The following is a 25,640-nucleotide window of genomic DNA, read 5'->3' on the forward strand; positions in this document are numbered from 1 at the left end:
TTTTATCTTTTAAGGAGTTTAAATATTTGAATTCTAGAGTTGTAGCTGTCAGTAATATAAATAAAATCTTTATTGTCTATATATATACCTGATGGCATCCAAAATTCACCTTGTTTTCTACCTTGTTTGCCAAACTGGTATAAAAAATTACCTGAAATATCAAAAACCTGTACTGTATGGAATAAGGCGTCACTAATATAAATATTTCCATGTGAATCTGTTGCAATGCCTTTTGGTCGCGAAAAATAACCAGTAGCATTTCCAACTTCACCAAAAACGGAAATTACTTTACCATTTTTATCAAATACCTGAACTCTAAAATTCATGGCATCAATAATATAGGCGTTACCAAGTTGATCAATCCAAATTGATGTAGGGAAATTAAATTCTCCCGGTTTGGTACCTCTTTTACCTATTGTTTTAATTAATTTACCTTGCTCATTTAGTATTGAAATTTTATGAGCTTTAGTTTCAATAACCCAAATTTTATTTGAAACCTTAGAGTAAGCTATTCCTGTTGGCTGTTCAAGTAAGAGAGAATCGTTAAAGATAGTTAATGTTTTCTGCTTCTCATTCATACGATATATGTTGTTTAAGCGAGAATCAGTAAAAAGTATTTCATTTGAAGGAAGTTTGCATAAACTCACTAAAGAAGGAAATTTTTCTTTTTCTTTTTTAATATTTTAGGAACTCTTAATTTATTGTCATTTATATTGAAAATGGTACCAGTTCCTTGATCTAAAATTATAAAGCTTGTAGAATCTAAAGCAATAATAGCAAGTGGCTTTGTAATTTTAGGAATGTTTTTTCTTCCAAATAAAAAAGTAAAAAGCCAATTTTTTTTTGAAGAGTCCTTCTTATTAGTTGCTTTTGGAAATTGGCTAACCCATTTAACTTGATACCTTTCTGTTGTGTTGTTTTTTATTGAAGTTATTTTTTGTGCATTACTTTGAAAATAAAGGATAAATAAAATAAAACTTATTACAAATTTAATATTTCTAACACGGGGGTTCATAATTATAATATTTATAAAATAAAGTAACTATTGTTACACAGCATCTCACAAATTTATAGATTAATATTTTATTAAGAAGTGATTTATATCATGTTTTTGGATGAGATAGTAGTTGTTGATATTACATATAAAAAGAGGCTGTCTGAAAAGCAATTATACTTGTCATTTTGAACAAAGTGAAAAATCTCAACATCTTGATATATAAGTGTTTAATTTCAAGGAGATTCTTCATTTACATTCAGAATGACACTTTTTAGACAGCCTCTTTAAGATAAATATTTATTTAAAATATTTAATTACTCGGCTAAAGTTCTCATATAGTTAATAATTAACCATCTATCTTCATCGTCTGGCAATTTTTTAGTAAACTCGGGCATATCATCTCTACCAATAGTTGTTTTATAGAATAAAGCACCATCACTTTGTGCTTGGAATTCTTCAGAAGAAAAATCTCCTAATTCACCATCAAGATCCTCAGCTTTTGGCCCATCTCCATAACCTTCGACACCATGGCAAGATTTACAATGCTTGTTATATAATGATTTTCCAATTGCTGTATCTGTACCTGCATCAACAGGATTTTTCATTGTCTCGTATTTTTCAGGAACTTTCCATTCTTCTTGCGTTAATGATGTAAAAGAGTATAATACAAATGTTACAACTCCAATAATTGTTAAAATTTTTACTGTTTTCATGTTTTTAGATTTTAGATTTAGAAATTTTAAATAGATTAGTTATTAAATATATAATTAAACCCCATATTCCAAATATTAATAAATTGGGAAATATAAGTAAGAATAAAGGTGTTTTATTTCTAGGTGACCACATTGTTCTTTCGTTAAAAGTTGATTCATCAACTATTGGTACTCCAATTGGCGCATTAACAATTGCCTTTACGGTTCCAAAATCATCACTTTCATTAAGAACTACTTCAATAGCTATATTCCCATCCATACCAGGAATTCCATTATCAATAGGTATAAAGATGGCGCCATTTTCATTGGTATAGTTAAATTCATTTCCAATTTTTAAAGGTTTAAATAACCTTTGTACTTGAATATTTAATGATTCACCTGTTATAGGAGTGTTTGTAGCTGTATTTATTAGAGTTGCTGATATGTAATTGACACTATCTTTTGTAATAAGTTTGGCTCTAATGTCAACATCTTTAAAAACAATATTTTTTTTAGCTTTCTTAAAAGTATCATTTCCTTTAAACGATATTAGAAGGTTATACGTACCTGTTGAATCTGGTTTAATAGCATTCAAGCTTTTAAATATAAACTTACTTTCACCATCAATATTGGTAGTGGTTTCTCCAACTTTAATTTTTTGTTATGTACCTTGTTGTAAATAGTTAGATTAATGTTTGAAACTTTAATATTTTTTCTTTTAACTCTAGCAGTTACTTTAATGTTTAAATAGATTTCTCCATCCATTATCTTTATATACTGAGCCTTTAATCTGACTTTTACTTTTTTTACTTTTTGAGCATATACATCTTGTGAACCAGTAGAAAGTAGTAACATACTTAAAATAGCAAGAAAAATAAAGCGAAATTTTAATTGATTTTTCATTATTCAGCGTTTTTAGTATTTTTTAATAATTCTTCTTGCTCATCAGCTGTTCTTTGAATAGGTATTATAGGTAAATAGCGTACCAATAGTGTAATTATTAATAGTGCCATTGCCAATGTTGCAATAGTAATTAGCCATTCGTGTATACTTGGAAAATAATGGTGCCAAGATTCGGGCACACCTTGTATAGGTAAAAATGGATGTAATAAGGTTGGCGTAACAATAAGATACCGTTTCCACCAAGAAGCAATAACTACAACTAAACCAATTATAAACATTGGAAGTGGTTTTCTTCCTTTTTTAAATAATAAAACTATAATAGGTATTATTAAACCACCTATAATTACAAACCAAAACAAAGGCGCATACTGTCCAGAAATTAGAGTGTTTAAATGTATTTCTTCTTCTTTTGAGGCTGTAAATGTGGGTATTAAGTACTCATTGATATTAAAATACAAATAAGTTAAACAAGCCAATACTAAAAATTTTCCAAGCTTGTCAAAGTGATTATCAGTAATAAAATGCTCTAATTTATAGGCTCTTCTAACAACGTAAATAACAGTTATAAGTGCACCTACACCAGCAACAAAAGCACCTGAAATAAAATAAGCTCCCATGTTAGTGCTATCCCAACCAATTCTATAAGTTGTTGAGAATAGCCATGCATCAATAGTTTGTAAAATTAATCCAACAGGTATAATCATTAAAGCAATAATTTGGATAGATTTTGTTTGAATTGCTTTTTGAGCTTTACTGCCTGTCCAGTTTAAAGATAGTTTTCCATACCATTTACTTAATTTGGGACTTTTATCTTTAAAATACTCTTTAAGTATTTTAAAATCAGGAAGTAATGGAAAGTATAATAATAACAAACTTAAAACAATGTATGTTGGAATTATTATAACATCCCAAGTAATAGGTGACTGCAACCTTGCGTGAATGAACAAATTTAGGAGTCTATCAGGTCTGGCCATATCAATCATAATGGTTATTCCTGCCATTACAATTGCAGCCAAAGAAATAATTTCAGCAATTCTAACGACTGGAGTTCTCCAATTATTTTTAGTTAATCTTAAAACGGCAACAGTAACTGAACCTACAAAACTTGTAGCTACAAAAAAAACAAAATTTGAAATGTAAATTCCCCATAATGTATAATCTCTCATATTAGTTACAACTTGTCCTTTAATAAGTTGATCTATATAAGCAATAATTCCAATAATAATAATAACGATTAATGAAATTGTCCAAATAGTACCTAGCTTTCCAAATTTTTTGGGAGCCAAATCATTTAATAGTTTATCGTATTTTTTCATAATTATTTGGATTTTTCAACAGATTGAAATTCTGTATAATTCTCTAAGCCTTTTTCAAAATCAACTAATCTATCAACAGGAGGTAGGTAATAAACACTAGGTTCGGTGCCTAAGCCTTCCATAATTCTATATCCAGATTTATCTTTTAGTAGTTTACTAAATCTTAATGTTTCATCACCGTTTGTAACGGTATCTTCATATTTGTCTCCAAAATAGAAAACTCCGTTTGGACAAGCAGTAACACAATGGGGCAGTTTTCCTTCTTGTATTGCATGAGGACAAAAGTCACATTTGTCTACAGTTCCTTTTATACTTGGAACTCCAGCATGTTCTGGTGAAGATTTCTGGTGGTCATGCATTTTAAGATCTTTAGCTAAAGTGATTTCACCCTGATTGGGGTCACTCCAATTAAAGACTCTTGTTGAATATGGGCAGGCAGCCATACAGAAGCGACAGCCTATACAGCGTTTATTGTCAATTAAAACTAAACCATCTCTTCTTTTAAAAGTTGCATCTACGGGGCAAACAGTTACACATGCAGGGTGGTCACAATGTTGGCAGGTAGTTGGCATCCAGTAAGGGGCTGTATCTTTGGATTCTTGCATTTTATAAACTTTAAGCCAAGCATTATCACCTGTTATATAGTGATATTTATTACAGGCACTTTGACATTTTAAAGCATTTTTACATTTTGCCAAATCTACAACCATAACAAATTTTCGATTTGGCATTCCTTCTCTTACATTGTACTCTTTGTGCTTTTTAGAATTATCCATTTCCATAACTTCTGAAGAATCTACTTGAATTATAGTTCCTTCAGTGGTCATTAATTCTATTTTTCCAGTTGAATTACTAGTTGGTTTTGCACTTAATTTTGAGGCAAGTTTTGTTAAACCAATTCCACCAATAGCTGTTAAAAGACTTAATTTTATTCCTTTATCAATAAATTTACGTCTTGAGTTAGTTTTGTTATTTTTCATAATTAGAGTTTTCTGCCTAGCCAGTTTAGAAACGATTTATTTGAAATATTTTGCTTAATAATTTTAGCTTTTTTTAAAGAGCTAACCTTAATTTTTACAATTGTTCCATCAGGTTTTAATAAAGTTTGATATTTTTCATCATCTTCAGAAATAGTTATTTTATCAGATACTGATTTTCCAAACCCTAGAAAAGGTAGTAGTAAAGTACTTCCTAAAATAGGTAAAATGCCTCTTCTTGAAATTTGTCTTTTTTTTCGTAACTCTTGTTTCATCTTGAAATGTTATTTAATGCTAAAACGAATAGCTAATTATTGTCCTAAAAGATATTTATTTAGGTATTTAATTCACATTCATTTACGAATTTAAGAACTATTAAATCTTAAATTTATGATTTAAATCATTATTTAAAAATATATAAATAATTGATAATCAATAATATAAACCTTATTTAGAATTGTTTTAATTAATTTTTATAAAATTTTAAGCAACTTTTGTTACAAATAGAAGTAATTTTTGTTACAAACAAATTTTAAGATTAGTGTATGTGCCAGAAATTTGTAAGAAAATATTATTTAACGTATTAAAAATACTAATGATTTTATGTGCATATAATAACATTATGGCATGATAAAGTAATTTAAACAATAAGTAAGACAAAATATAAAGATTAATTAATATGTTGCCTTACTGTTGAGTTTCGTTTATCTATTTTATAGTTTAAAAATTGTAGTTCCTCGTAATATTAAATCCAATTAAAAATTGACCTCCACCTTTTCCAAAAGGAGAATCTGTTCCAAATCCGTCATTTTGGTTAAACATATAATTTTGTTGTGGTACAATACCATTGTAGTTTGTTGCAAAAATTTGAAATGCGTGAGCAGAAGTAGAAAATTCAACGCCAAAGCTAATACCAGGAGAAGGGTTATCTAACATAAAACTAGTTAAAGGTTGGCTATAATCTATCATTATTGAAGTTTGGTCGCTTATTTTATAGCGCCCTCCAAATGCAATTGCCACCATATCATTTCTCATGGTATTTTTTACCACGTTATAATGCGAAACACTTGGAGCAATTTGTAAAGAAAGTTTTGGGTTAAACCTACGAGCTATAATTAATTGATTGAAATTAGAATATCTATCTGATAAATACCTGAAATTCTCTTTTTTGCGTGCGTCTATTGTGAAATTACCATAGTAAGTAACACTTACGGGCATTTTGTTTGATCGTGTTTGTTGTAATAAGGCAACTTTCCAATTAAATTCTTGTAAACGATTAAATTTAGTAGTTCCAAAACCAATAGTAACTCTATCATGTACAGCATAGGAAAGTCCAATTCTAATATTTGATGGAGCACAAATACCTATTAAGTCATTTGCTCCGCCATTGTTCATTAATCCAAATCTGTGTTGTATCTACTGCAGGCGTACCCGTTGTCGAATTTAATAAAGGTCTGGCTTCATTCCAAACCTCATCAATATCTCCATCAAATATTGGTACTGTTGAGAATTTTTTCACTAATAATTCATCAGTAATAGATTCAATTCCTTTTCAACTACAGGGGCTAGAGGTGCATTACCATGTGTATAATTTACTAATGTAATTAGGGCTATTACAGCTAGTGCTAAACTAAATTTTTGTTTTAAAATTTATAGTTATTATAAAAAGAATTATATGATTTAAGTCATTTAAAAAAATAGTATACTTATTTTCAAGGGGTTATGTGATTTTAAAATCCCTTTATTTTTATTACTGTTTTAATTCTTAAGCTAGGTTAGAGAATCAAAACATTTTACATTATTCTATATGAAATATCTTAAAAAATAAAAACTGTTAAAATTTTTAGATGTTATTATATGTATAATTACGAATATGATAATTTAAGGAGAAAATATATTTTTTAGATTAAAGAGTTTTTATTATTTGTAAACTAGATTTTTTGTAAATTTGCACTTCTAAAAAAATAATAATGGCAAGATTTGAAGTGAAACTTCCAAAAATGGGTGAAAGTGTTGCAGAAGCAACCATAATTTCTTGGTTAAAAAATGTAGGTGATACCGTTGAGTTGGATGAGGCAATTGTTGAAATAGCAACTGATAAAGTAGACTCTGAAGTTCCAAGTGAGGTAGAAGGAACAATTACAGAACTATTATTTGATGAGAATGATGTTGTAAATGTTGGAGAAACTATTGCTATTATTGAAACTTTAGGAGAACCTAATAAAAGCGATGATGATTTAATTTCATTAGAAGATGTAAAGGAAGAGGTGTCAGCTATTGAGGAGCAAGTTGAAAAAACTACTGAACCAACAGCAATTGAAAAAAATTCAACTTCAGGTAAATTTTATTCGCCGTTAGTTCGAAATATAGCTGAGACAGAAGGTGTTTCTATGGAAGAATTAGAAACAATTATTGGAACGGGAAAAGATAGCAGAGTTACTAAAAATGATATTTTAGCCTATGTTAAAAGTGGAAGAAGCAGTACTGAAAATCACACTAAAAATATTGAAGCAATACAAACCAATCAATCTAAAATAAAAAAAGAAGTATCTTCAAATACTGCAATGCCAGTTTCTGTTAATGGTGAAGACGAAATTGTTGAGATGTCTCGTATGGGGAAATTAATAGCTCATCACATGGTAGCATCTGTACAAACGTCAGCACATGTACAATCGTTTATTGAAGTTGATGTTACTAATATTGTGAAGTGGAGAAATAAAATTAAAGATCAGTTCTTTGCTCGAGAAGGAGAAAAAATTACCTACACACCAATTTTTATGCAAGCCGTTGCAAAAGCAATTAAAGATTTTCCTATGATTAATATTGCAGTTGATGGCGATAAAATAATAAAGAGAGGTAATATTAATTTAGGTATGGCAGCGGCGTTGGCAGATGGTAATTTAATTGTTCCTGTTATAAAAAATGCAGATCAATTAAATTTAATTGGCATGACAAAAGCAGTAAATGATTTGGCAAATAAAGCTAGAAAAGGGCAATTAAAGCCTAATGATATTCAAGGAGGAACATACACAGTTACAAATGTTGGAAGTTTTGGTAGCGTTTTTGGCACACCAATAATTAATCAACCTCAAGTTGCTATTTTAGCATTGGGAGCTGTTAGAAAAGTTCCAGCAGTAATTGAAACTTCAGAAGGTGATTTTATAGGAATTCGACACAAAATGTTCATATCACATTCTTATGACCATAGAGTTGTAAACGGAGCTTTAGGGGGCATGTTTATAAAATCAATAAAAGAAAATTTAGAAGCTTGGGATATAAATACTGAGTTTTAAAAAGAAACTACAAATAATTAGAAATACTATTTTATTTTTTAATAAGTTACAACTATAATGAAAGACCTTAAAATTCAAATTAATGTAAGTTCTGATACTTTTATTAGAGATCCTAACAGCTCAGAACTTGGTCGAAGAATAATTTTTAATGGTATTAATTTAATAGATGAATTAGGTTTTGAAAGTTTTACATTTAAAAAATTAGGTGAAAAAATAGGCTCTCCAGAAAGTTCTATTTATAGGTACTTTGAAAGTAAACATATGCTGTTGGTTTATTTAACAAATTGGTATTGGAGTTGGATTGAATATAAATTAGTTTTTTCAACTATTAACTTAAGTTCATCAAAGGAAAAACTTGAGAAAGCAATAAAAATTTTAACAGAAACTATTAAAACAGATGATTTGTTTTCTTACGTTAATGAAACTACGTTAGATAGGATTATTATGAATGAGGGAGGTAAGGTATATCATATTAAAGACGTTGATAAAGAAAATAAAAAAGGTTATTTCAAAGTTTATATGCAGGTAGTACAAAGGGTTAGTGAAATTGTTTTAGAACTCAATCCTAAATATAAATTTTCTCATATGCTTATATCAACAATAATTGAAGGAGCATACCAACAAAGGTTTTTTGCAGAGCATATACCGGCACTTACAGATATTGATAAAAAAAATGAAAAGACTATTACAGAATTTTACACAAAATTAGTATTTAATGCAATTAAATAATACTTTTAAAGTGTACTATTTTATATATAACTTTAAGAAATTCAACACAAATATAAAGATTACACTTTCTAAAGTATAGGGAAAAATAACATTCCTAATATTTATGTAAATTTGTAGGCAAGAGTATTGAAAATTTTTAACAAACTTTTGTTTTAACGCTAGTTAGGATATTAAATAACAATTATTAAATTATGAAGAATAAACTATTTAATTTTAAACACTTAAAAGGTGATTTGTTTGGTGGTATTACTGCTGGTATTGTTGCTTTACCATTGGCATTAGCTTTTGGGGTAAGCTCAGGATTAGGTCCAAGTGCAGGTCTTTATGGAGCTATTTTTGTAGGTTTTTTTGCCGCTCTATTTGGAGGAACAAATACTCAAATTTCTGGACCAACAGCTCCAATGACCGCAGTAAGTATGGTTGTTATTGCTGGGATTGTGGCAGCCTTTGATGGAGATGTTTCAAAAGCCTTGCCCGCTATATTAACAGTATTTTTGTTGGCAGGTATAATGCAAATAGGGTTAGGGTTTATTGGATTAGGAAAATATATCAAATATATACCATATCCTGTAGTTTCAGGGTTTATGACTGCAATAGGGGTTATTATTTTGGTTACACAAATATTACCTTCGGTAGGATATTACCCTAAGGAAGATGTTGAATTTGTAAATGAATTCAAACCTTATGCAGAAGAGATTATTTTAGAAAATATTTTAAAGGATGAAGCAGGAGAAGGTATTTTGGTGTTAGAAGACTTTAAAGAAACAGTTAGCAGAGCAAAAAATATAACAGCATCTCAAATATTGAAAGAGTCGCAAACTCTTGCAGCCAAAGAGGCTTCAGGAGTATTAGGAACATTAAAAGTATTGCCGAAAGCTTTGAGTAATATTAATTGGTTAGAGTTAATTTTAGCTTTAGGAACAATTATTATAATTTATGGATTTAAACGAATTACTACAGCTGTACCAAGTACATTAGTAGCTTTACTTGTTATGTCTGGAATTGCCACAGGTTTTAAGCTGAATTATAGACCTATTGAAGAAATACCAAGTGGATTACCTTTACCAAATTTAGAAATTTTCACTAATTTTAATATTGGGAGTATTAGCCCTTATATTTTTACAGCCCTAACTTTGGCTCTATTAGGAGCAATAGATTCTTTATTAACTTCAGTGGTAGCTGATAATATGACTAAAACAAAACACAAGCCAAATAAGGAGTTGATAGGGCAGGGAATAGGAAATAGTATTGCCGCACTATTTGGTGGTATACCAGGAGCTGGAGCAACAATTAGAACGGTTGTTAACATTAATGCAGGAGGGAAAACTAGACTGTCAGGTATGGTGGCAGCTATTTTACTCTTAATTATTTTATTGGCCTTAGGACCTATAGCATCTCAAATTCCTGCAGCTGTGTTAGCAGGGATATTAATTACCGTAGGTATTGGAGTAATGGATTATAAAGGCTTAAAAGCTATACCATATATGCCAAAACCAGAGGTGGTTATAATGTTGGTTGTTTTAGTGTTATCATCTGTTTGGAACTTGGTATACGCCGTTGGAATAGGTTTGATAATTGCATCTTTAATGTTTATGAAAAAAATAGGGGATTTAACAGCTGATAGATCAAGCATTGAATCTTTTGATAGATCAAAAGCATGGCCAGATGAAGTTAATTTATCAAAAAATTTAAAAAATGAAGTTTTTATAAAGCATATAAGAGGACCTTTATTCTTTGGGTCTACAAGTTATTTTCAGCAATTAGTGAAACAAATTCCTAATACTGCCTCAATAATAATTATAAGAATGGGGAGAATGCAATATATAGATCAATCAGGATTATATGCTATGGAAGACGTTTTGGTTGATTTAACAAAACAAGGCAAAAAAATATTGTTAGTAAATATTATTGAGCAACCACGTTACATGCTTGAACGTATTGATATAATACCAGATTTAGTACCCGAAGATCAAATTTTTGATAGTTTTGATGAAAGTTTGGTTTGGGTTAAAGAAAATGCTGTCAGTATTAATAGAGCTCAATAGCACCACTTAATTAGTTTAAATATTAGTTGTATAATAAAAGCTTATATTTTTTTAAGCTTGTTATTCAATCTGTATATGCAACTCTAATTCTATAATTATAATGGTACAGCCACTAATTATACTGATGCCATTTAAAATTTACGTTAAAATTAGGTATGTACAAAAAACATTAAAATCATTTGGTGTTTTGTCTTGCGTTTTAAATTTAATTTTTAAACTACAAAGTGTTAATAGTTGCATATTATGTGTTTTACAAAAAAAATACATAATAAAACTTGCATAATTGATAGTAATACTATTATATTTGCAAGTGTAATATGAAAGATTTACAAATACATATAGAGGTTAACTCAGAATTATATTTGAAAAAACCTGATTCATCTGAATTAGGACGTAGAATTATATCAGGAAGTATTGAGTTGATAAACGAACTTGGTTTTGAAGAATTTACATTTAAGAAATTAGGTAATAAAATTGGATCTCCTGAAAGTTCTATTTATCGTTATTTTGAAAGTAAACATACATTATTAATTTACCTTACCTCTTGGTTTTGGAGTTGGATTGAATATCGCTTGGTTTTCGCCACAATAAATGTCAATTCACCAATTGATAAGTTAAAAAGAGCCATTAAAATATTAACTCAACCAGTAGTAGTTGATAAGTCGTTTTCATATATAAACGAAGTATTATTGCATAAAATTATAATAACGGAATCTGTAAAAGTATTTCATACCAAAGATGTAGATGATGAAAATAAAAAGGGTTATTTTAAATCGTACAAACAAGTTGTTCAGAGGGTTAGTGGCATGGTAATAGAGATAAATCCAAATTTTAAATTTCCTCATATGCTAGTTTCTACTGTTATTGAGGGGGCAAATCATCAAAGGTATTTTGCACAACATTTACCATCGTTAACTAACGTAGAAAAAGGAAAAGAAAACATAGTAGAATTTTATATAGACTTAATTTTTAAAGTTATTAAGTAAATGAGTGAAAGCGTTTTTCATAGAATATCTTTAATAAGGTTGTTTGTTTTTAACATATTGATAGCTGTTATGATAATTCTACCTGCCGCACAAACGCTAGAACTTTTAAGTCTATCAAATTATGAATTAGTTAAGTTTAATGATGATGGAAGTACTGACAATCAAGAAAATATAGAGCGTAATAGTAAAGATGAAAAAACAGTATTTCAAATTTACAATGTTACTTATTCCTATTACGGTTATAAGAAAAAAATACGATATAAAAAGAATCAAGAATTAATATCATACTTTAATCAGGATATTTTTATACCACCGCCTGAAAAAATATAATCTCCATACGCTACAACTCAAAATATTTAAGAGATAAACTTATATCTATAGCACAATTTCTAGAAGAAATTGAGGGTTGTTATATTATAAATTAATAAAAATTTAATCAATTACAGATATAAAGGTAGGTGCTAAAAACCAATGTTGTATCAATCAAAAAAAAAATAAAAAAATCATGAATTCTTCAAATCCATTTAAAAACTTAAAAGCTGATTTGCCAGCGAGTGTTGTTGTATTTTTTGTTGCACTTCCTCTTTGTTTAGGAATAGCATTAGCTAGTGGAGCACCTTTGTTTTCTGGCTTAATAGCGGGTATTATAGGAGGTATAATAGTTGGAGCATTAAGTGGCTCGCAAATTGGTGTTAGTGGTCCAGCGGCCGGACTTGCAGCAATTGTTTTAACAGCTATTGGTACTCTTGGTAGTTTCGAAAATTTTCTTTTAGCGGTAGTACTAGGAGGTGTAATTCAAGTGCTTTTTGGAATACTAAAGGCTGGTATTATTGGTTATTACTTCCCTTCATCTGTAATCAAAGGAATGCTAACAGGAATAGGTATTATAATAATTCTTAAACAAATACCCCATTTTTTTGGTTATGATGCCAATTTAGCAGAAGGTTTCGCATTCTTTGATGTTGACGGAGAAAATACATTTTCAGAAATTATTAATTCTATCAATAATATTAGTCTTGGAGCAACATTAGTTGCTATTATAGGTTTAGGAATTCTTATTCTTTGGGACAGTGTTTTAACCAAAAAAGCTAAAATATTTAGACTTATTCAAGGGCCTTTAGTAGCAGTAGTATTTGGTATAGTATATTTTGTTATAACAAAAGGTAATGAAAAGCTGGGTATTTCTTCAGCACACTTGGTAAGTGTACCTGTGCCAGAAGATATTACATCTTTTATAAGTCAGTTTAGTTTTCCAAACTTTGGAGCCATTACAAAACCTGAAATTTGGATAGTTGCTTTTACAATTGCATTAGTAGCCAGTCTTGAGACGTTGTTGTGTGTTGAGGCTACAGATAAACTTGATCCATTAAAAAGAGTAACACCTACAAATAGAGAACTATTGGCTCAAGGTACAGGAAATATTCTTTCAGGACTTGTAGGTGGTTTACCTATTACACAAGTAATTGTGCGTAGCTCTGCGAATATCCAATCTGGCGGAAAAACTAAAATGTCTGCAATTATTCACGGTATCTTACTCTTAATTTCTGTGATTTTAATTCCAAAATTGTTAAATATGATACCACTATCAGTACTTGCATCTGTTTTACTTATAGTTGGTTATAAACTTGCAAAACCTATGTTATTCAAGCAAATGTATGAATTAGGGTGGAAACAATTTGTACCGTTTGTGGTAACTGTTTTGGGAATTGTTTTTACAGATTTACTTGTAGGAATAGGTCTTGGATTGGGTGTTGGAATTATTGTAGTTTTAATAAAGAGTTTCCAAAATTCTCACTTTTTACATATTGAAGATAAAAGTAATGGGAAACATAAAATTAAAATGACTCTTGCTGAAGAAGTAACTTTCTTTAACAAAGGAGCAATTCTTAAAGAATTAGACAGTCTTCCTAGAGATACTTATTTAGAGCTAGACGTTAGAAAAACACGCTATTTAGACAATGATATTATTGAAATTTTAGAAGACTTCTCAATTAAAGCAAAGAATAGAAATATAGATGTTAAACTTATTTCTGAAAGAGGAATTATTGAAAACCCAAGTAGTTATATACAATTTTTTAAACTAAGACCTAAAACTGCTTAATGCAAGATGAATAAATAAAAAACTTATTATTATGATGGAAGCTAAATATAAAATATTAGTATTAGTAGACTTATCTGAAACATCTCATGAAACTTTAAAAAATGCTTTGAATTTAGCAAAAGTGATTGGGGGTAGTTTAGAAGTATTCCATGTGAAATCATTAACAAATATTGTGAAAAATGAAAATCAAATCTCAGCGATGAGGTCTTTAGATGAGGAAAAGAATTTATCTAAAAGAAAATTACAAAATTTAGTAAATATTTTCTCAAAAGAAGAAAGTATTCCCCTTACATTTGATTTCGCATTTGGCAATGTAAAAAATGAAATTGAACATCACATTGAGAAAATCAAACCAGACATTATTGTTTTGGGGAAAAGAAGACAGAAAGTTTTTAATTTTTTGGGCGAAGATGTGACACAATTTTTATTAAATAAATTTTTTGGCATTATTTTAATTGCTGGTGAAGGTAAAAACCTTCAATCAATTGATGGTATTTCAATTGGTTTTTACAGTGATACATTGGGTGATTATAACGTTGAAATCACTAAAGATTTAAGTAAGAAAGCAATCAGTCCTATAAAATTTTTTAAAGTACGTAAAAGATCCTCCGTTCATGCTACAAATGAAGCTGTGAACCGTCTAAAATCTACTTATAATGGCAAAAATGTAGTCGAATATGAATTTGAAGAAAGTTCAGATGCATTGATAAATTTTGTATCAAAAAATAAAATAGGATTGTTATGTATGGGCAGAGGAGGTAAGAAAAAAGACTGGACAGATAAATTTATAGGCGAAATCATTGGAACTAATAGGGAAAATAGTAAATTAAAGGCTCCTTTGCTTATTTATGGAAGATAGTAATAATAAAGAAACTTTAAAATGAGCCTAATATTTTTTAAAGAAGTATAAATAAAAGTAAAATATAATACTTGCCAAATAAGGCATAAAATAATTAAAAAGAATAATTATGAGAACACAAACAAAAATAACACAAGATAATCTTACACCTAAAGATGCACACAAAATTTTAGTTGAGGGTAATCATAGATTTGTACAAAATTTAAAAGCACAAAGAAATTTACAAGACCAAGTATTTGAAACAAGTAAAGGCCAATACCCTTTTGCTGTAATACTAAGTTGTATTGATTCAAGGGTTCCAGCTGAACTGGTTTTTGATCAAGGAATAGGTGATATTTTTAGTGCAAGAGTTGCTGGGAATATTATTAATGAGGATATACTAGGCTCTATGGAATATGCGTGTAAAGTTGCAGGTTCTAAAATAGTTGTAGTTATGGGACATACCAAATGTGGTGCTGTAACTGCTGCTTGTCAAAATGTTAAATTAGGAAATATTACGCCCTTATTACACAAAATAAAGCCAGCCGTTGATATAATAAAAGTTGAAAGAGGAGAATTTGATGAAGAAGCAATAGAGGAAGTAGCTTTAGTCAATGTGAAAATTTCAATTGATAGAATTAGAGAAGAAAGTCCAATACTGTTAGAAATGGAAGAAAATAATGAAATTGAAATTGTTGGAGCTATTTATGATGTATCAAATGGTAAAGTAGACTTTTTTGAATCATGAATATAGTTGTAAATTCAATTAAAAGAATTTCATTAATACTACTTATTTTACCCTTTTCTCTTCTTGCTCAGCAAGAAGAGGTGGGTAATTGGCTTATGTATTTTGGGACAAATAAAATTAGTGATAAATATAGTATTCATACAGAAATACAATATAGAAATTATACAATAACTCCAAATAATACAGAGCAATTATTATTAAGAACAGGATTAAATTACCATTTTTCTGATAGAGCTACTGTAACAGCTGGTTATGCATATATACCTTCTTATATTTATGAATCTGAACAAAAATCACCTGAAACAGAGGAGCACCGTATTTGGCAACAATTTATTTTAACCAATAAAATTGGTAGAGTAAAATTTGAACATAGATACAGAATTGAACAACGATGGGTTAATCATGATTATAAAAATCGTTTACGATACCGTTTAATGTTATTTGTACCACTAAATAAACCTAAAATTGAAAAAGGAAGTGTTTTTTTAGGCTTGTATGATGAAATTTTTATCAATACAAAAGAAACTTTTTTTGATAGAAATAGGTTGTATGGAGCCTTAGGATATCAATACAATAAAACAACAAGTATGCAGGTAGGTATGATGCATCAGCAAGTAAATAATATAGGGAAATGGTATTTACAATTTGCTCTAGTTTTTAATACAGATTTGACAAACAAAAATAATTAATTTCAAAATAAAAGAATGCTTAAAAACTTTTTAGGGAATAGCCCTATATGGTATAAATACACAATAATTAGTTTTTTAATTTTTAATGTAATTTTCTATTTCACTTTAGGGTCAACAATAACAGCTTGGATTTTTATTGCTGAATTTATTTTCACACTAGCTATGGCTCTAAAATGCTATCCACTAGTTTCAGGAGGTTTATTAGCAATACAAATTTTATTTTTAAATCTAACAACAGCAAAAAATGCCTATCATGAAGTAGCACAAAACCTTGAAGTTATATTGCTATTAATGTTTATGGTAGCCGCTATTTATTTTATGAAACCCTTATTAATGTTTATTTTTAGTAAGGTTTTTACAAAAGTAAAATCAAAGTTAGCTTTATCACTGTTATTTGTAATTCTTTCCGCTGCTCTTTCAGCGTTTTTAGATGCGTTAACTGTAACTGCAGTTTTAATTAGTGTTGGTGTTGGGTTTTACGGTGTATATCACAAAATTCATTCAAGTGACCTTGATTTAAATGACGACGGTACATTAGATAGAAAACAATTAAGTGGAGAAACATTAGAACAGTTTCGTGGTTTTTTAAGAAGTTTAATAATGCATGGTGTGGTAGGTACAGCACTAGGTGGTGTAATGACTTTGGTAGGAGAACCTCAAAATCTACTAATTGGAGAAAAAATGGGCTGGGATTTTATTGAGTTCTTTAAACAAATGGATGTAATAACAATCCCTGTTTTTTTTGCAGGGTTGTTGACAACAATTATTCTTGAAAAATTTAAACTATTTGGTTTTGGTGCAAAATTACCAGATGTTGCTAGACAAATAATTGAAAATTACACAATTATAGAAGATGAAAATCGTACTGAAAGAGAGAAACACAGACTTGTAGTTCAAGCCATTGCTATGGTACTACTTATAATTGGTTTAGCTTTACATTTGGCTCCAGTAGGGTTTATAGGTTTGGCTTTAATTATTTTTCAAACGGCATTCATGGGGGTAACAGATGAGCATCATATAGGGCCTGCATTTGAAGAGGCGTTACCTTTTACAGCATTATTGGTTGTCTTTTTTGTAATTGTGGCAATGATTCATGACCAACACTTGTTTAAACCAATTATTGAATGGGCACTATCTATGGAACCATCAACACAACCAATGATGTTCTATATTGCAAACGGATTACTATCAGCAATTAGTGATAATGTTTTTGTTGCTACCGTTTATATAAATGAAATTCAAGCCTCATTTAATGCAGGAGAATTATCGAGATTACAATACGAAAAATTGGCCATTGCAATTAATACAGGCACAAATTTACCAAGTGTTGCAACACCAAATGGACAGGCAGCATTTTTATTTTTGCTTACTTCAGCATTAGCTCCTTTAATTAATTTATCTTATGGAAGAATGGTAAAAATGGCTTTCCCATATGCAATTGTTTTAGGAGGTGTTGGTTTATTATGTGTTATGTATTTACTGTAGATTAGGCAGTGGTATTGTTATAAAGAAAAGTATAACTTATTAAAATAATCATCTTTAATAAGTTATACTTTTATATTTGATAATGATGTATGATCAAAAGTTTATGAGGTTTATTAATTTAAAAAGCAACCTGAAATTTCATTTGAAAAATAGTGCTATTACCAACAGCTTTTAATTTAGCAGAGGTATAGTCAATACTAAATTTTGTTACTGGATTTAAATGCCAGTTAATACCAACTGTTATGTCGTTTAAAACTCCTCCTTCAATAGATTTATCAGCATAATCTGCAGAAGAAAATCTCGTAACAAACTCTACAGCTCCAATTCCTTTTCCTGTTGCATTGAAATTAGATTTTGGAGAAACCCTTTTAAAATACCCTACTTTTTTCGAATAATTTTTATGTTCTCCTGTAATAAAATAACTTAGTTCAATATAGTATCCAAAAAAATTATAATTTTCTAATAAATCTTTTCTATTGACTCTAGAATGGATATACTCAGACTGAAGAGAGAAATAGTTGAGCATTAATGCAACTTCTATTCCTGTTAATTGAACATTGTCAACTTGATTTATGATTCCTGTATTGATATAGCTGGTAAGTAAATAAGCTTCTGGTCTAGATTTTATGCTGTACTTACTTTCATTGGGAGTTCTATAACTATATGCTAATCCAACGTGTAGAAATTTATTTTTTTCTTTGTTAGAAATTGGTAATGCTGTAATTCTTCCGGTAAAGTTGTACTTATTTCCAAAACTTGTAAGTCCAAAATTATTGGTATCTCTAAAAGTACCAATAGCCCAAGTCGCATTTTCATTAAAAGCAGTATTCGAAAACATAAAACCATTATTTCTACCAGGTGTTATATCAATATTTGAAGCACGTTCAATAAACGACATATCGTTACTGCTATTGTATTGATCTAGTCCAAATGGCTCTTTAAAATATCCAATTGTAAATTTTCCTACAATAGGTAATTTATGAATTGAAATGTGAATATCTTTAACAGTAGTTGGCCCTTCTGCAAATTCAAGTTGTAAATTATAACTAATAAAATTAAAGATAGAACCAGAATTGTAAAGTCTAATTCTTCTAAATTTAGAACCGTTATTTGGTTTTCCAAATAAGTTATCAATTACTTCATTTTGTGAAGAATAAGACCAATGTTGTTGAATTATTCCTCCAAATTTCATTTTAAAATTACCGTCATTACTTTCTAAATGATAACCTTTATTCCAAAATAATTTAAATTTTTTAGTTTCTTGTGCCCAAATAAAAGTGAAATTAATTAAGAAAATAATTCCTAAAAAAAGAAGTTTTTTCATTATTAATTTTCAGTTACTTTTAATCTTGCAGTAGTAATAGTTTTTTGATTTAAAAAAGTATTTTCTAAGTATTTAAGATAACCTACAATGGCTATCATACCAGCATTATCAGTTGTATATTCAAATTTTGGGATATAAGTAGTCCATCCTAATTTTTCTTCGTAAGATTTTAAAACTAATCTTATTTCAGAATTTGCACTAACACCTCCAGCAATAGCAACATGTTTAATTCCTGTTTCATTAACGGCCTTTTTTAGTTTATCAAATAAAATTTCTACAATGGTATACTGTATAGATGCACAAATATCATCTAAATTTTCTTTAATGAAATGTGGATTTTCTTTAGTTTTTTTCTGAATAAAATAAAGAATAGCTGTTTTAAGCCCGCTAAAACTAAAATTCAATGCATCAACTTTAGGTTTGGTAAACTTAAAAGCTTTAGGGTTTCCTGTTTTTGCATGTTTATCTATTAAAGGGCCTCCCGGGTAAGGTAACCCAAGAATTTTAGCCGATTTATCAAAAGCCTCACCAACAGCATCATCTAATGTTTCTCCAAGAATTTCCATATTAAAATAACTAGAAATTTTTACAATTTGGGTATGTCCGCCACTTATGGTTAAACACAAAAAAGGAAACGGTGGTTTTTGTTGTTTCTCATCATCAATAAAATGAGCTAAAACATGTCCTTGCATATGGTTAATAGCAATTAAAGGTATGTTTAAAGCTAAAGAAATTGATTTGGCAAATGAACTTCCAACCAATAATGAACCCATTAATCCAGGTCCGCGTGTAAAAGCTATGGCATTTAAGTCTTTTTTGTCGATATTTGCCTGTTGAATTGCTTGTTGAATTACAGGTACAATATTTTGTTGATGCGCACGAGATGCCAATTCAGGAACAACACCGCCATATTTAGCGTGAATTTCTTGAGTTGCAACAACATTTGAAAGTATTTTTCCGTTGCATATTACAGCAGCACTTGTATCATCACAAGAAGATTCAATACCAAGAATATAAATTGATTTATTTTTAATCATTTAATAACAAATAAAGGCATGAAAATTGCCATAAAAAACGCAAATTTAAGGCATATCAAACGAATTAAAAAAATAGTTGTTAGAATTTTACTGATACTGCTCCTTTTAATGGCTGTAGTAAGCATGTTATTATCTATAACTGCAGTACAAACCAAGTTAGGTAAAACAGCTACAAGTTACCTGCAAAAAGAGTTTGACGTGACCATTAATGTTGATAAAATTGATTTCTCCTTTTTAGGCAATGTTCAACTTAAAGATATTTTAATAAAAAATCATCATGCAGATACACTAATCTATGTTAAAAATTTAGAAACTTCTATTTTTAGTTATCGCAATATGGTGAATAGTAAATTAGATTTCGGACAGATTTCATTAAATGGTTTTATTTTAAATATAAATACGTACAAAGGAGAAAAGGATGATGCTTTAACCGTATTTATTGATAAATTTGATGATGGAGTTAAGACAGATAAACCTTCAGGTTTTTTGCTAACAGCAACCAATTTGAAATTAGAAGATGGCTATGTTGAAGTTATTGACTATAATAAATTTACAGAGAAGCCTTTATTTTTTAAAAATATTAGTGGAGGCACTAAAAACTTTAAAATACAAGGGCCTAATGTGTATACCATTATTGAAAATTTAAGTTTTGTTGAAAATCATGGCATAGAGATTAAAAGTTTATCGAGTGATTTTACCTATACTAAAACACATATGAATTTTATAAATACGCTGTTAACAACTGAAGTCTCTTCAATTTTAACAGATATAATTTTTACGTATAAGAGAGAAGACTTTTCTGATTTTAATAATAAAGTTAAAATAGAGGCAAATGTTAAAAAGGCAACGGTTTCAATAAGAGATTTAAAAAATTTTTACAATGAAATAGGAACAAATGATGTGTTACACTTTACAACAAAAATTACAGGAACCTTAAATAACTTTACAACTAAAAATCTTAAATTAACAACAGATAAACAAGCAATAATTAGAGGAACCTTAAATTTTAAAAATTCATTTAATCAAGAGAATGGATTTTCATTAAACGCAAATTTAACAAATTTAACATCTGATTATTATCATTTAAAAACGCTATTGCCAAATATTTTAGGGAAAACATTACCCTCATCATTTAAAAAATTAGGTAGATTTACCATAAGCGGTGAAACATATTTAACACCAAATTTAATCAATGTTCAAATAACAATGAATACTGATATTGGTACAACAATATCAGATTTAAAATTAACAAATATTGATAATATTGATGAGGCCTCATATTTTGGGCATATTAAAATTATTGATTTTGAATTGGGGAAAATTTTAGATGATCCTTTAATTGGTCAACTTTCTATGGAAGCTGATGTTGATGGAGAAGGGTTTACCTTAGAAAAGATAAATACGTCAGTAAAAGGAAAGGTGTCCAAACATCAATATAAAAATTATACATATAGTAATATTAGCATTAATGGAGTTGTAAAAAACAAACATTTTAATGGAGAAATGGAAGTGAATGATAAAAATATTAAGCTTAATTTTAATGGTTTAGCTAATTTTTCTTCAGATATTTACACTTTTAATTTTAAGACACTCGTTGATTATTGTGACCTTAATAAACTTAATCTTTTTAAACGTGATAGTATTTCAAATATAAAAGGAGATATTGATATAAATGTAAAAGGGAATTCATTTGATGATTTGGTAGGAACCATAAATTTTAAAAATTCACTGTATACCAATCAAAAAGGAAATTATTTTTTTAAAGATTTTAATATTACTTCTTCATTTAAAGATACGATAAGAACAATTACAGTAAACTCTTCAGAAATAATAAATGGAAATATAAAAGGAATTTTTAAATTTAATGAATTGGGTAAATTAGCTCAAAACTCGTTGGGGAGCATTTATTCAAACTACAAACCGTTTAAGGTAAGTGCAGGTCAGTTTTTAGATTTCAGATTTAAAATTTATAATAAAATTGTAGAAGTTTTTGACCCTGAAATAACACTTTCTACAAATACATTAATCAAAGGTGAAGTAAATTCTGATGATAATTTATTTAAACTAACCATTAAATCACCTAAAATTGAAGCTTATACAACCGTTATTAAAAATTTAAATTTACAAATAGATAATAAAAACCCATTTTTTAATACGCAACTTCAAGTAACTAAAATTAACACAAAATACTATGATATTGCGAAGTTGCATTTAGTGAATAAAACACTGAATGATACATTGTATTTTAGAACTCAATTTAAAGGAGGTATTAACAATACAGAAGATTATAATTTAGCATTTTATCATACATTTAACAAAGAAAACAAATCTGTTTTTGGAGTTCAAAAATCGGATTTAACTTTTAAAAATAACAAATGGGTGATAAATCCTGCAAATAATTTTGAAAATAAAATAGTTTATGAAAATAAATCCAATACATATAAAATTAATCCATTTTTAATAACTTCTAAACAACAACAAATTATTTTTTTTGGTGAAATAAATGACACTATTTCAAAACAGTTAAAATTTAATTTTAAGAATGTAGAATTAGCGAATATTACCCCAAACATTGACAGTTTAAATTTAAAAGGAACCATAAATGGCACATTAAATTACAATCAATTACAAAAACAGATACAGCCATCAGCAAATTTGCTAATATCAAATTTTGATATAAACAATTCAAAACAAGGAGATTTAAAAATTAATATTGAAGGAAAAAATTCATTAAAAGAATACACACTTGATATTTCATTAAAACGAGATAACAATATTAATTTGAATGCAAATGGCAGTATTGATTTTAGACCAAAAAAACCTAAAATAGATGTAATTGTAGATTTTAATGAATTTAAATTAGATGCTTTTAGCCCTTTAGGGGAAGGTGTAATAAGTGATATTAGAGGGTTTGTATATGGTAATGCACATTTAACAGGGCTATTAAATAACCCAACAATGGAAGGCGATTTGTATTTAGATGAAGCAGGTTTGTCGTTTCCATACATTAACGTTAACTATAATTTTGAAGGAACAAGTATTATTGGGTTAAAAGGGCAAGAATTTATTTTTGAAGATATAACCATAAAAGATAAAGTTTACAATACAAAAGGGACATTAACTGGAGTTTTAAAACATCGAAATTTTGAAAATTGGAACTTAGATCTAAAATTAATCACAAATAATCTATTACTACTAAATACAGTTGAAAAAGAAAATTCCATTTATTATGGAACTGGATTTATAAGTGGAGAGGCAACAATAAAAGGACCAACAGATAAACTAGTAATTGATGTTGTTGGAAAAACAGAAAAAGGAACACATTTTGTAATACCAATTAGCGATGTTAAAACGGTTGAAAGCTCTCAATTGATTCGTTTCATTAATAAAAATAAACAAGAAGATAATGAAGAGAAAAGAAAAGCATTTCTCTCAGAAAAATTAAAAGGATTAACATTAAATTTCAATATAGAAGTTACAAAAGATGCCGTTGTTGAAATGGTGCTAGATAAGGCAACAGGAAGTTATTTAAAAGGAAGCGGTACAGGGAATTTACAGTTAGAATTAGATACCAAAGATAAATTTGATATGTACGGAGATTTTGTTGTAGATAATGGAGTCTATAATTTTAAATATGGGGGGTTTATAAATAAACCATTTAAGGTAAAAAAAGGAGGTGCAATCTCTTGGAGCGGAGATCCATATACAGCTGATATTAATATAGAAGCTGTTTATAGAGTATCTGCAAATCCAAAATCTTTATTAGAAAACATTACTACTAATCGGAAAATTCCAATTGATTTAGTTACTCGTTTTTCAGGTGAATTATTTAATTCCCAGCGAGAGTTTGATATTGAAATTCCTAACTCTAGCTCAACAGTAGCTTCAGAGTTGGCATTTAAATTAAATAATAATGATAAAAATATAAAAACGATTCACTTTATGGCACTACTTGTATCAGGTAGTTTTTATAATGAAAACGATATAAGTGTAAACAGTAATGCAGCGTTGTATGGTACAGGATTTGATTTGCTTTCAAATGCTTTTGACAATATTTTTAATCAAGGAGATAGTCGTTTTAAACTAAAGCCTGTATATACTGTTGGAGAAAAAAATAAAATTGACAATTTAAATATTGATGATCAATTAGCTATAGCTCTCGACTTTCAGGTAAATGATCGAATTATAATTAACGGAAAAGTAGGTGTTCCAATTGGTTCAAAAAAACAATCAAATGTAGTGGGTGAAGTTAATATTGAATTTTTAATGAATGAAGAAGGAACCTTACGTTCTTCTGTGTTTAACAGGCAAAATGAAATTCAATATACAGAAGAAGAAGAAGGATATACACAAGGTGTAGGGATGACTTACCAAATAGATTTTGATAGTGCAAATGAATTATTGGAAAAATTACGTTTAAAAAAGAAAAAATCAGATTCAATTAGTAAAATAAAAATAATTGATACTCTCAAAGTTAAAAGTCAATTATTAAACTTTAAAATTAAAAATAAACATAAAAATGGATAAACCAACATTGGTAATTTTAGCTGCGGGAATAGGTAGTCGTTATGGAGGGTTAAAACAATTAGATACATTTACCCCACAAGGAGATACTATTTTAGACTTTTCAATTTATGATGCAATTCAGGCAGGTTTTGGAAAAGTAGTATTTATTATTAGAAAAAGTATAGAAAAAGATTTTAAAGCATTCTTTAATAAAAAACTAGAAGGAAAGATTGAAGTAGTATATGTTTATCAAGAGATAGACAATATCCCAGATAGGTTTAAAGATAATAACAGAGAAAAACCTTGGGGTACGGGTCATGCACTATTAATGGCTAAAAATGTAATAAAAGAAAATTTTGCGGTAATTAATGCCGATGATTTTTACGGTAAAGAAGCTTTTGAAGTTATGGCGAAATCATTAAAAAAAATGGATAAAGATTCATACAATTTTAATATGATGGGCTATATATTAAAAAATACAATTTCTAATTATGGCTCTGTTTCTAGAGGAGAATGTAAAGTAGATGAAAAAGGTTATTTAACAGGTATTACAGAACGTACACATATTGAAAAAATAAATGGAGTTCTTAAATTTAAGGATGAGGATGGTAATTATACTCCAATATCTGAAGATACTATTGTATCCATGAACTTTTTTGGGTTTACGCCAAAATATTTTGAAATTTCAGAAAATTTATTTGAAGAATTTTTAGGAAAAAATTATAAAGAGCCAAAAGCAGAGTTTTTTATTCCATTAGTAGTAAATTACGTTATTGTAAATAATATAGCTACAATGGAGGTTCTAAAATCTAATGCTCGTTGGTTTGGGGTTACCTATAAACAGGATAAAGAGCATGTTACTTTTGAAATTCAAAAATTAAAAGACAAAGGGTTTTATCCTATAAATTTATGGTAATAAGTAATAAATAAAATAAATTTCAATTAAAAGTTAATTTTCATTCAAAATTAAGTTA

General features: G+C 28.7%; 23 protein-coding genes. 12 read left to right on the forward strand and 11 right to left on the reverse strand.

What is annotated here, in order from left to right; all coding sequences use genetic code 11:
* Positions 1 to 2: 2 nt before the first annotated feature.
* From Lupro_RS12570 to Lupro_RS12610, 9 genes are all read right to left on the reverse strand, one after another.
* Positions 3 to 578: a 6-bladed beta-propeller gene (locus Lupro_RS12570; protein WP_068210985.1), complete on the reverse strand. Its 576-nt coding sequence runs from the start codon at positions 576 to 578 to the stop codon at positions 3 to 5.
* Positions 579 to 646: 68 nt separating this feature from the next.
* Complete coding sequence (locus Lupro_RS12575) at positions 647 to 1,015, reverse strand: hypothetical protein (RefSeq protein ID WP_068210988.1); 369 nt, start codon at positions 1,013 to 1,015, stop codon at positions 647 to 649.
* Between the two features lie 296 nt (positions 1,016 to 1,311).
* Positions 1,312 to 1,710, reverse strand: coding sequence for a c-type cytochrome (locus tag Lupro_RS12580; protein WP_068210991.1), 399 nt, complete (start codon positions 1,708 to 1,710; stop codon positions 1,312 to 1,314).
* 4 nt (positions 1,711 to 1,714) lie between these two features.
* Positions 1,715 to 2,284, reverse strand: coding sequence for a hypothetical protein (locus tag Lupro_RS12585; RefSeq protein ID WP_068210994.1), 570 nt, complete (start codon positions 2,282 to 2,284; stop codon positions 1,715 to 1,717).
* A complete protein-coding gene (locus tag Lupro_RS12590) occupies positions 2,281 to 2,592 on the reverse strand; it encodes a hypothetical protein (protein ID WP_068210998.1) in 312 nt (103 codons plus the stop codon). The genes Lupro_RS12585 and Lupro_RS12590 overlap by 4 nt, the downstream gene beginning before the upstream one ends.
* Positions 2,592 to 3,908: an NrfD/PsrC family molybdoenzyme membrane anchor subunit gene (gene nrfD / locus Lupro_RS12595; protein ID WP_068211002.1), complete on the reverse strand. Its 1,317-nt coding sequence runs from the start codon at positions 3,906 to 3,908 to the stop codon at positions 2,592 to 2,594. Before nrfD ends, Lupro_RS12590 begins: the two co-directional genes overlap by 1 nt.
* A 2-nt stretch (positions 3,909 to 3,910) precedes the next feature.
* The gene (locus Lupro_RS12600) at positions 3,911 to 4,888 is read right to left on the reverse strand and encodes a 4Fe-4S dicluster domain-containing protein (RefSeq protein WP_068211005.1); all 978 of its coding nucleotides are present in this window, start codon (positions 4,886 to 4,888) and stop codon (positions 3,911 to 3,913) included.
* Between the two features lie 2 nt (positions 4,889 to 4,890).
* Positions 4,891 to 5,160 (reverse strand): hypothetical protein, encoded by a 270-nt coding sequence (locus tag Lupro_RS12605; protein ID WP_068211009.1) that lies wholly within the window; start codon positions 5,158 to 5,160, stop codon positions 4,891 to 4,893.
* 445 nt (positions 5,161 to 5,605) lie between these two features.
* A complete protein-coding gene (locus Lupro_RS12610; protein ID WP_227807506.1) occupies positions 5,606 to 6,301 on the reverse strand; it encodes a DUF5777 family beta-barrel protein in 696 nt (231 codons plus the stop codon).
* A gap of 554 nt (positions 6,302 to 6,855) precedes the next feature.
* On the opposite strand from Lupro_RS12610, the gene Lupro_RS12615 reads away from it, so the two are divergent.
* The 10 genes from Lupro_RS12615 (at position 6,856) to nhaB (ending at position 17,799) form a co-directional block, all read left to right on the forward strand.
* Positions 6,856 to 8,178, forward strand: coding sequence for a dihydrolipoamide acetyltransferase family protein (locus Lupro_RS12615; protein ID WP_068211015.1), 1,323 nt, complete (start codon positions 6,856 to 6,858; stop codon positions 8,176 to 8,178).
* Positions 8,179 to 8,235: 57 nt separating this feature from the next.
* Entirely contained in the window at positions 8,236 to 8,907 is a 672-nt protein-coding gene (locus Lupro_RS12620) for a TetR/AcrR family transcriptional regulator (protein WP_068211017.1), read from the forward strand.
* Positions 8,908 to 9,098: 191 nt separating this feature from the next.
* Positions 9,099 to 10,952, forward strand: a complete 1,854-nt coding sequence (locus Lupro_RS12625) for a SulP family inorganic anion transporter (RefSeq protein ID WP_068211020.1) — start codon at positions 9,099 to 9,101, stop codon at positions 10,950 to 10,952.
* Positions 10,953 to 11,269: 317 nt separating this feature from the next.
* Positions 11,270 to 11,938: a TetR/AcrR family transcriptional regulator gene (locus Lupro_RS12630; protein WP_068211025.1), complete on the forward strand. Its 669-nt coding sequence runs from the start codon at positions 11,270 to 11,272 to the stop codon at positions 11,936 to 11,938.
* A complete protein-coding gene (locus tag Lupro_RS12635; RefSeq protein WP_068211028.1) occupies positions 11,939 to 12,268 on the forward strand; it encodes a hypothetical protein in 330 nt (109 codons plus the stop codon).
* 175 nt (positions 12,269 to 12,443) lie between these two features.
* Positions 12,444 to 14,039, forward strand: coding sequence for a SulP family inorganic anion transporter (locus tag Lupro_RS12640; protein ID WP_068211031.1), 1,596 nt, complete (start codon positions 12,444 to 12,446; stop codon positions 14,037 to 14,039).
* Between the two features lie 31 nt (positions 14,040 to 14,070).
* Positions 14,071 to 14,898, forward strand: coding sequence for a universal stress protein (locus Lupro_RS12645; RefSeq protein WP_082703917.1), 828 nt, complete (start codon positions 14,071 to 14,073; stop codon positions 14,896 to 14,898).
* Between the two features lie 109 nt (positions 14,899 to 15,007).
* Positions 15,008 to 15,625, forward strand: coding sequence for a carbonic anhydrase family protein (locus Lupro_RS12650; RefSeq protein ID WP_068211037.1), 618 nt, complete (start codon positions 15,008 to 15,010; stop codon positions 15,623 to 15,625).
* Positions 15,622 to 16,314 (forward strand): DUF2490 domain-containing protein, encoded by a 693-nt coding sequence (locus tag Lupro_RS12655; RefSeq protein ID WP_068211040.1) that lies wholly within the window; start codon positions 15,622 to 15,624, stop codon positions 16,312 to 16,314. The genes Lupro_RS12650 and Lupro_RS12655 overlap by 4 nt, the downstream gene beginning before the upstream one ends.
* Before the next feature lie 15 nt (positions 16,315 to 16,329).
* A complete protein-coding gene (gene nhaB, locus Lupro_RS12660) occupies positions 16,330 to 17,799 on the forward strand; it encodes a sodium/proton antiporter NhaB (protein WP_068211042.1) in 1,470 nt (489 codons plus the stop codon).
* Positions 17,800 to 17,917: 118 nt separating this feature from the next.
* Here nhaB and Lupro_RS12665 read toward each other — a convergent pair whose 3' ends face one another.
* Positions 17,918 to 19,123, reverse strand: coding sequence for an OprO/OprP family phosphate-selective porin (locus Lupro_RS12665; protein ID WP_068211045.1), 1,206 nt, complete (start codon positions 19,121 to 19,123; stop codon positions 17,918 to 17,920).
* Positions 19,124 to 19,125: 2 nt separating this feature from the next.
* Complete coding sequence (gene tsaD / locus Lupro_RS12670) at positions 19,126 to 20,160, reverse strand: tRNA (adenosine(37)-N6)-threonylcarbamoyltransferase complex transferase subunit TsaD (protein ID WP_068211048.1); 1,035 nt, start codon at positions 20,158 to 20,160, stop codon at positions 19,126 to 19,128.
* Positions 20,161 to 20,268: 108 nt separating this feature from the next.
* Here tsaD and Lupro_RS12675 point away from each other — a divergent pair, with 108 nt between their 5' ends.
* Positions 20,269 to 24,687: a translocation/assembly module TamB domain-containing protein gene (locus Lupro_RS12675; RefSeq protein ID WP_068211051.1), complete on the forward strand. Its 4,419-nt coding sequence runs from the start codon at positions 20,269 to 20,271 to the stop codon at positions 24,685 to 24,687.
* Positions 24,680 to 25,582 (forward strand): nucleotidyltransferase family protein, encoded by a 903-nt coding sequence (locus tag Lupro_RS12680; protein ID WP_068211054.1) that lies wholly within the window; start codon positions 24,680 to 24,682, stop codon positions 25,580 to 25,582. The genes Lupro_RS12675 and Lupro_RS12680 overlap by 8 nt, the downstream gene beginning before the upstream one ends.
* Positions 25,583 to 25,640: the final 58 nt, after the last annotated feature.

The sequence above is a fragment of the Lutibacter profundi genome, from assembly GCF_001543325.1.
Lineage (GTDB): Bacteria > Bacteroidota > Bacteroidia > Flavobacteriales > Flavobacteriaceae > Lutibacter > Lutibacter profundi.

Coding starts and splice junctions, on each gene's coding strand:
- Lupro_RS12570 (WP_068210985.1), bottom strand. CDS start 578: ATGAATGAGAAGCAGAAAACATTAACTATCTTTAACGATTCTCTCTTA.
- Lupro_RS12575 (WP_068210988.1), bottom strand. CDS start 1,015: ATGAACCCCCGTGTTAGAAATATTAAATTTGTAATAAGTTTTATTTTA.
- Lupro_RS12580 (WP_068210991.1), bottom strand. CDS start 1,710: ATGAAAACAGTAAAAATTTTAACAATTATTGGAGTTGTAACATTTGTA.
- Lupro_RS12590 (WP_068210998.1), bottom strand. CDS start 2,592: ATGAAAAATCAATTAAAATTTCGCTTTATTTTTCTTGCTATTTTAAGT.
- nrfD (WP_068211002.1), bottom strand. CDS start 3,908: ATGAAAAAATACGATAAACTATTAAATGATTTGGCTCCCAAAAAATTT.
- Lupro_RS12600 (WP_068211005.1), bottom strand. CDS start 4,888: ATGAAAAATAACAAAACTAACTCAAGACGTAAATTTATTGATAAAGGA.
- Lupro_RS12605 (WP_068211009.1), bottom strand. CDS start 5,160: ATGAAACAAGAGTTACGAAAAAAAAGACAAATTTCAAGAAGAGGCATT.
- Lupro_RS12615 (WP_068211015.1), top strand. CDS start 6,856: ATGGCAAGATTTGAAGTGAAACTTCCAAAAATGGGTGAAAGTGTTGCA.
- Lupro_RS12620 (WP_068211017.1), top strand. CDS start 8,236: ATGAAAGACCTTAAAATTCAAATTAATGTAAGTTCTGATACTTTTATT.
- Lupro_RS12625 (WP_068211020.1), top strand. CDS start 9,099: ATGAAGAATAAACTATTTAATTTTAAACACTTAAAAGGTGATTTGTTT.
- Lupro_RS12630 (WP_068211025.1), top strand. CDS start 11,270: ATGAAAGATTTACAAATACATATAGAGGTTAACTCAGAATTATATTTG.
- Lupro_RS12635 (WP_068211028.1), top strand. CDS start 11,939: ATGAGTGAAAGCGTTTTTCATAGAATATCTTTAATAAGGTTGTTTGTT.
- Lupro_RS12640 (WP_068211031.1), top strand. CDS start 12,444: ATGAATTCTTCAAATCCATTTAAAAACTTAAAAGCTGATTTGCCAGCG.
- Lupro_RS12645 (WP_082703917.1), top strand. CDS start 14,071: ATGATGGAAGCTAAATATAAAATATTAGTATTAGTAGACTTATCTGAA.
- Lupro_RS12650 (WP_068211037.1), top strand. CDS start 15,008: ATGAGAACACAAACAAAAATAACACAAGATAATCTTACACCTAAAGAT.
- Lupro_RS12655 (WP_068211040.1), top strand. CDS start 15,622: ATGAATATAGTTGTAAATTCAATTAAAAGAATTTCATTAATACTACTT.
- nhaB (WP_068211042.1), top strand. CDS start 16,330: ATGCTTAAAAACTTTTTAGGGAATAGCCCTATATGGTATAAATACACA.
- Lupro_RS12665 (WP_068211045.1), bottom strand. CDS start 19,123: ATGAAAAAACTTCTTTTTTTAGGAATTATTTTCTTAATTAATTTCACT.
- tsaD (WP_068211048.1), bottom strand. CDS start 20,160: ATGATTAAAAATAAATCAATTTATATTCTTGGTATTGAATCTTCTTGT.
- Lupro_RS12675 (WP_068211051.1), top strand. CDS start 20,269: ATGGCTGTAGTAAGCATGTTATTATCTATAACTGCAGTACAAACCAAG.
- Lupro_RS12680 (WP_068211054.1), top strand. CDS start 24,680: ATGGATAAACCAACATTGGTAATTTTAGCTGCGGGAATAGGTAGTCGT.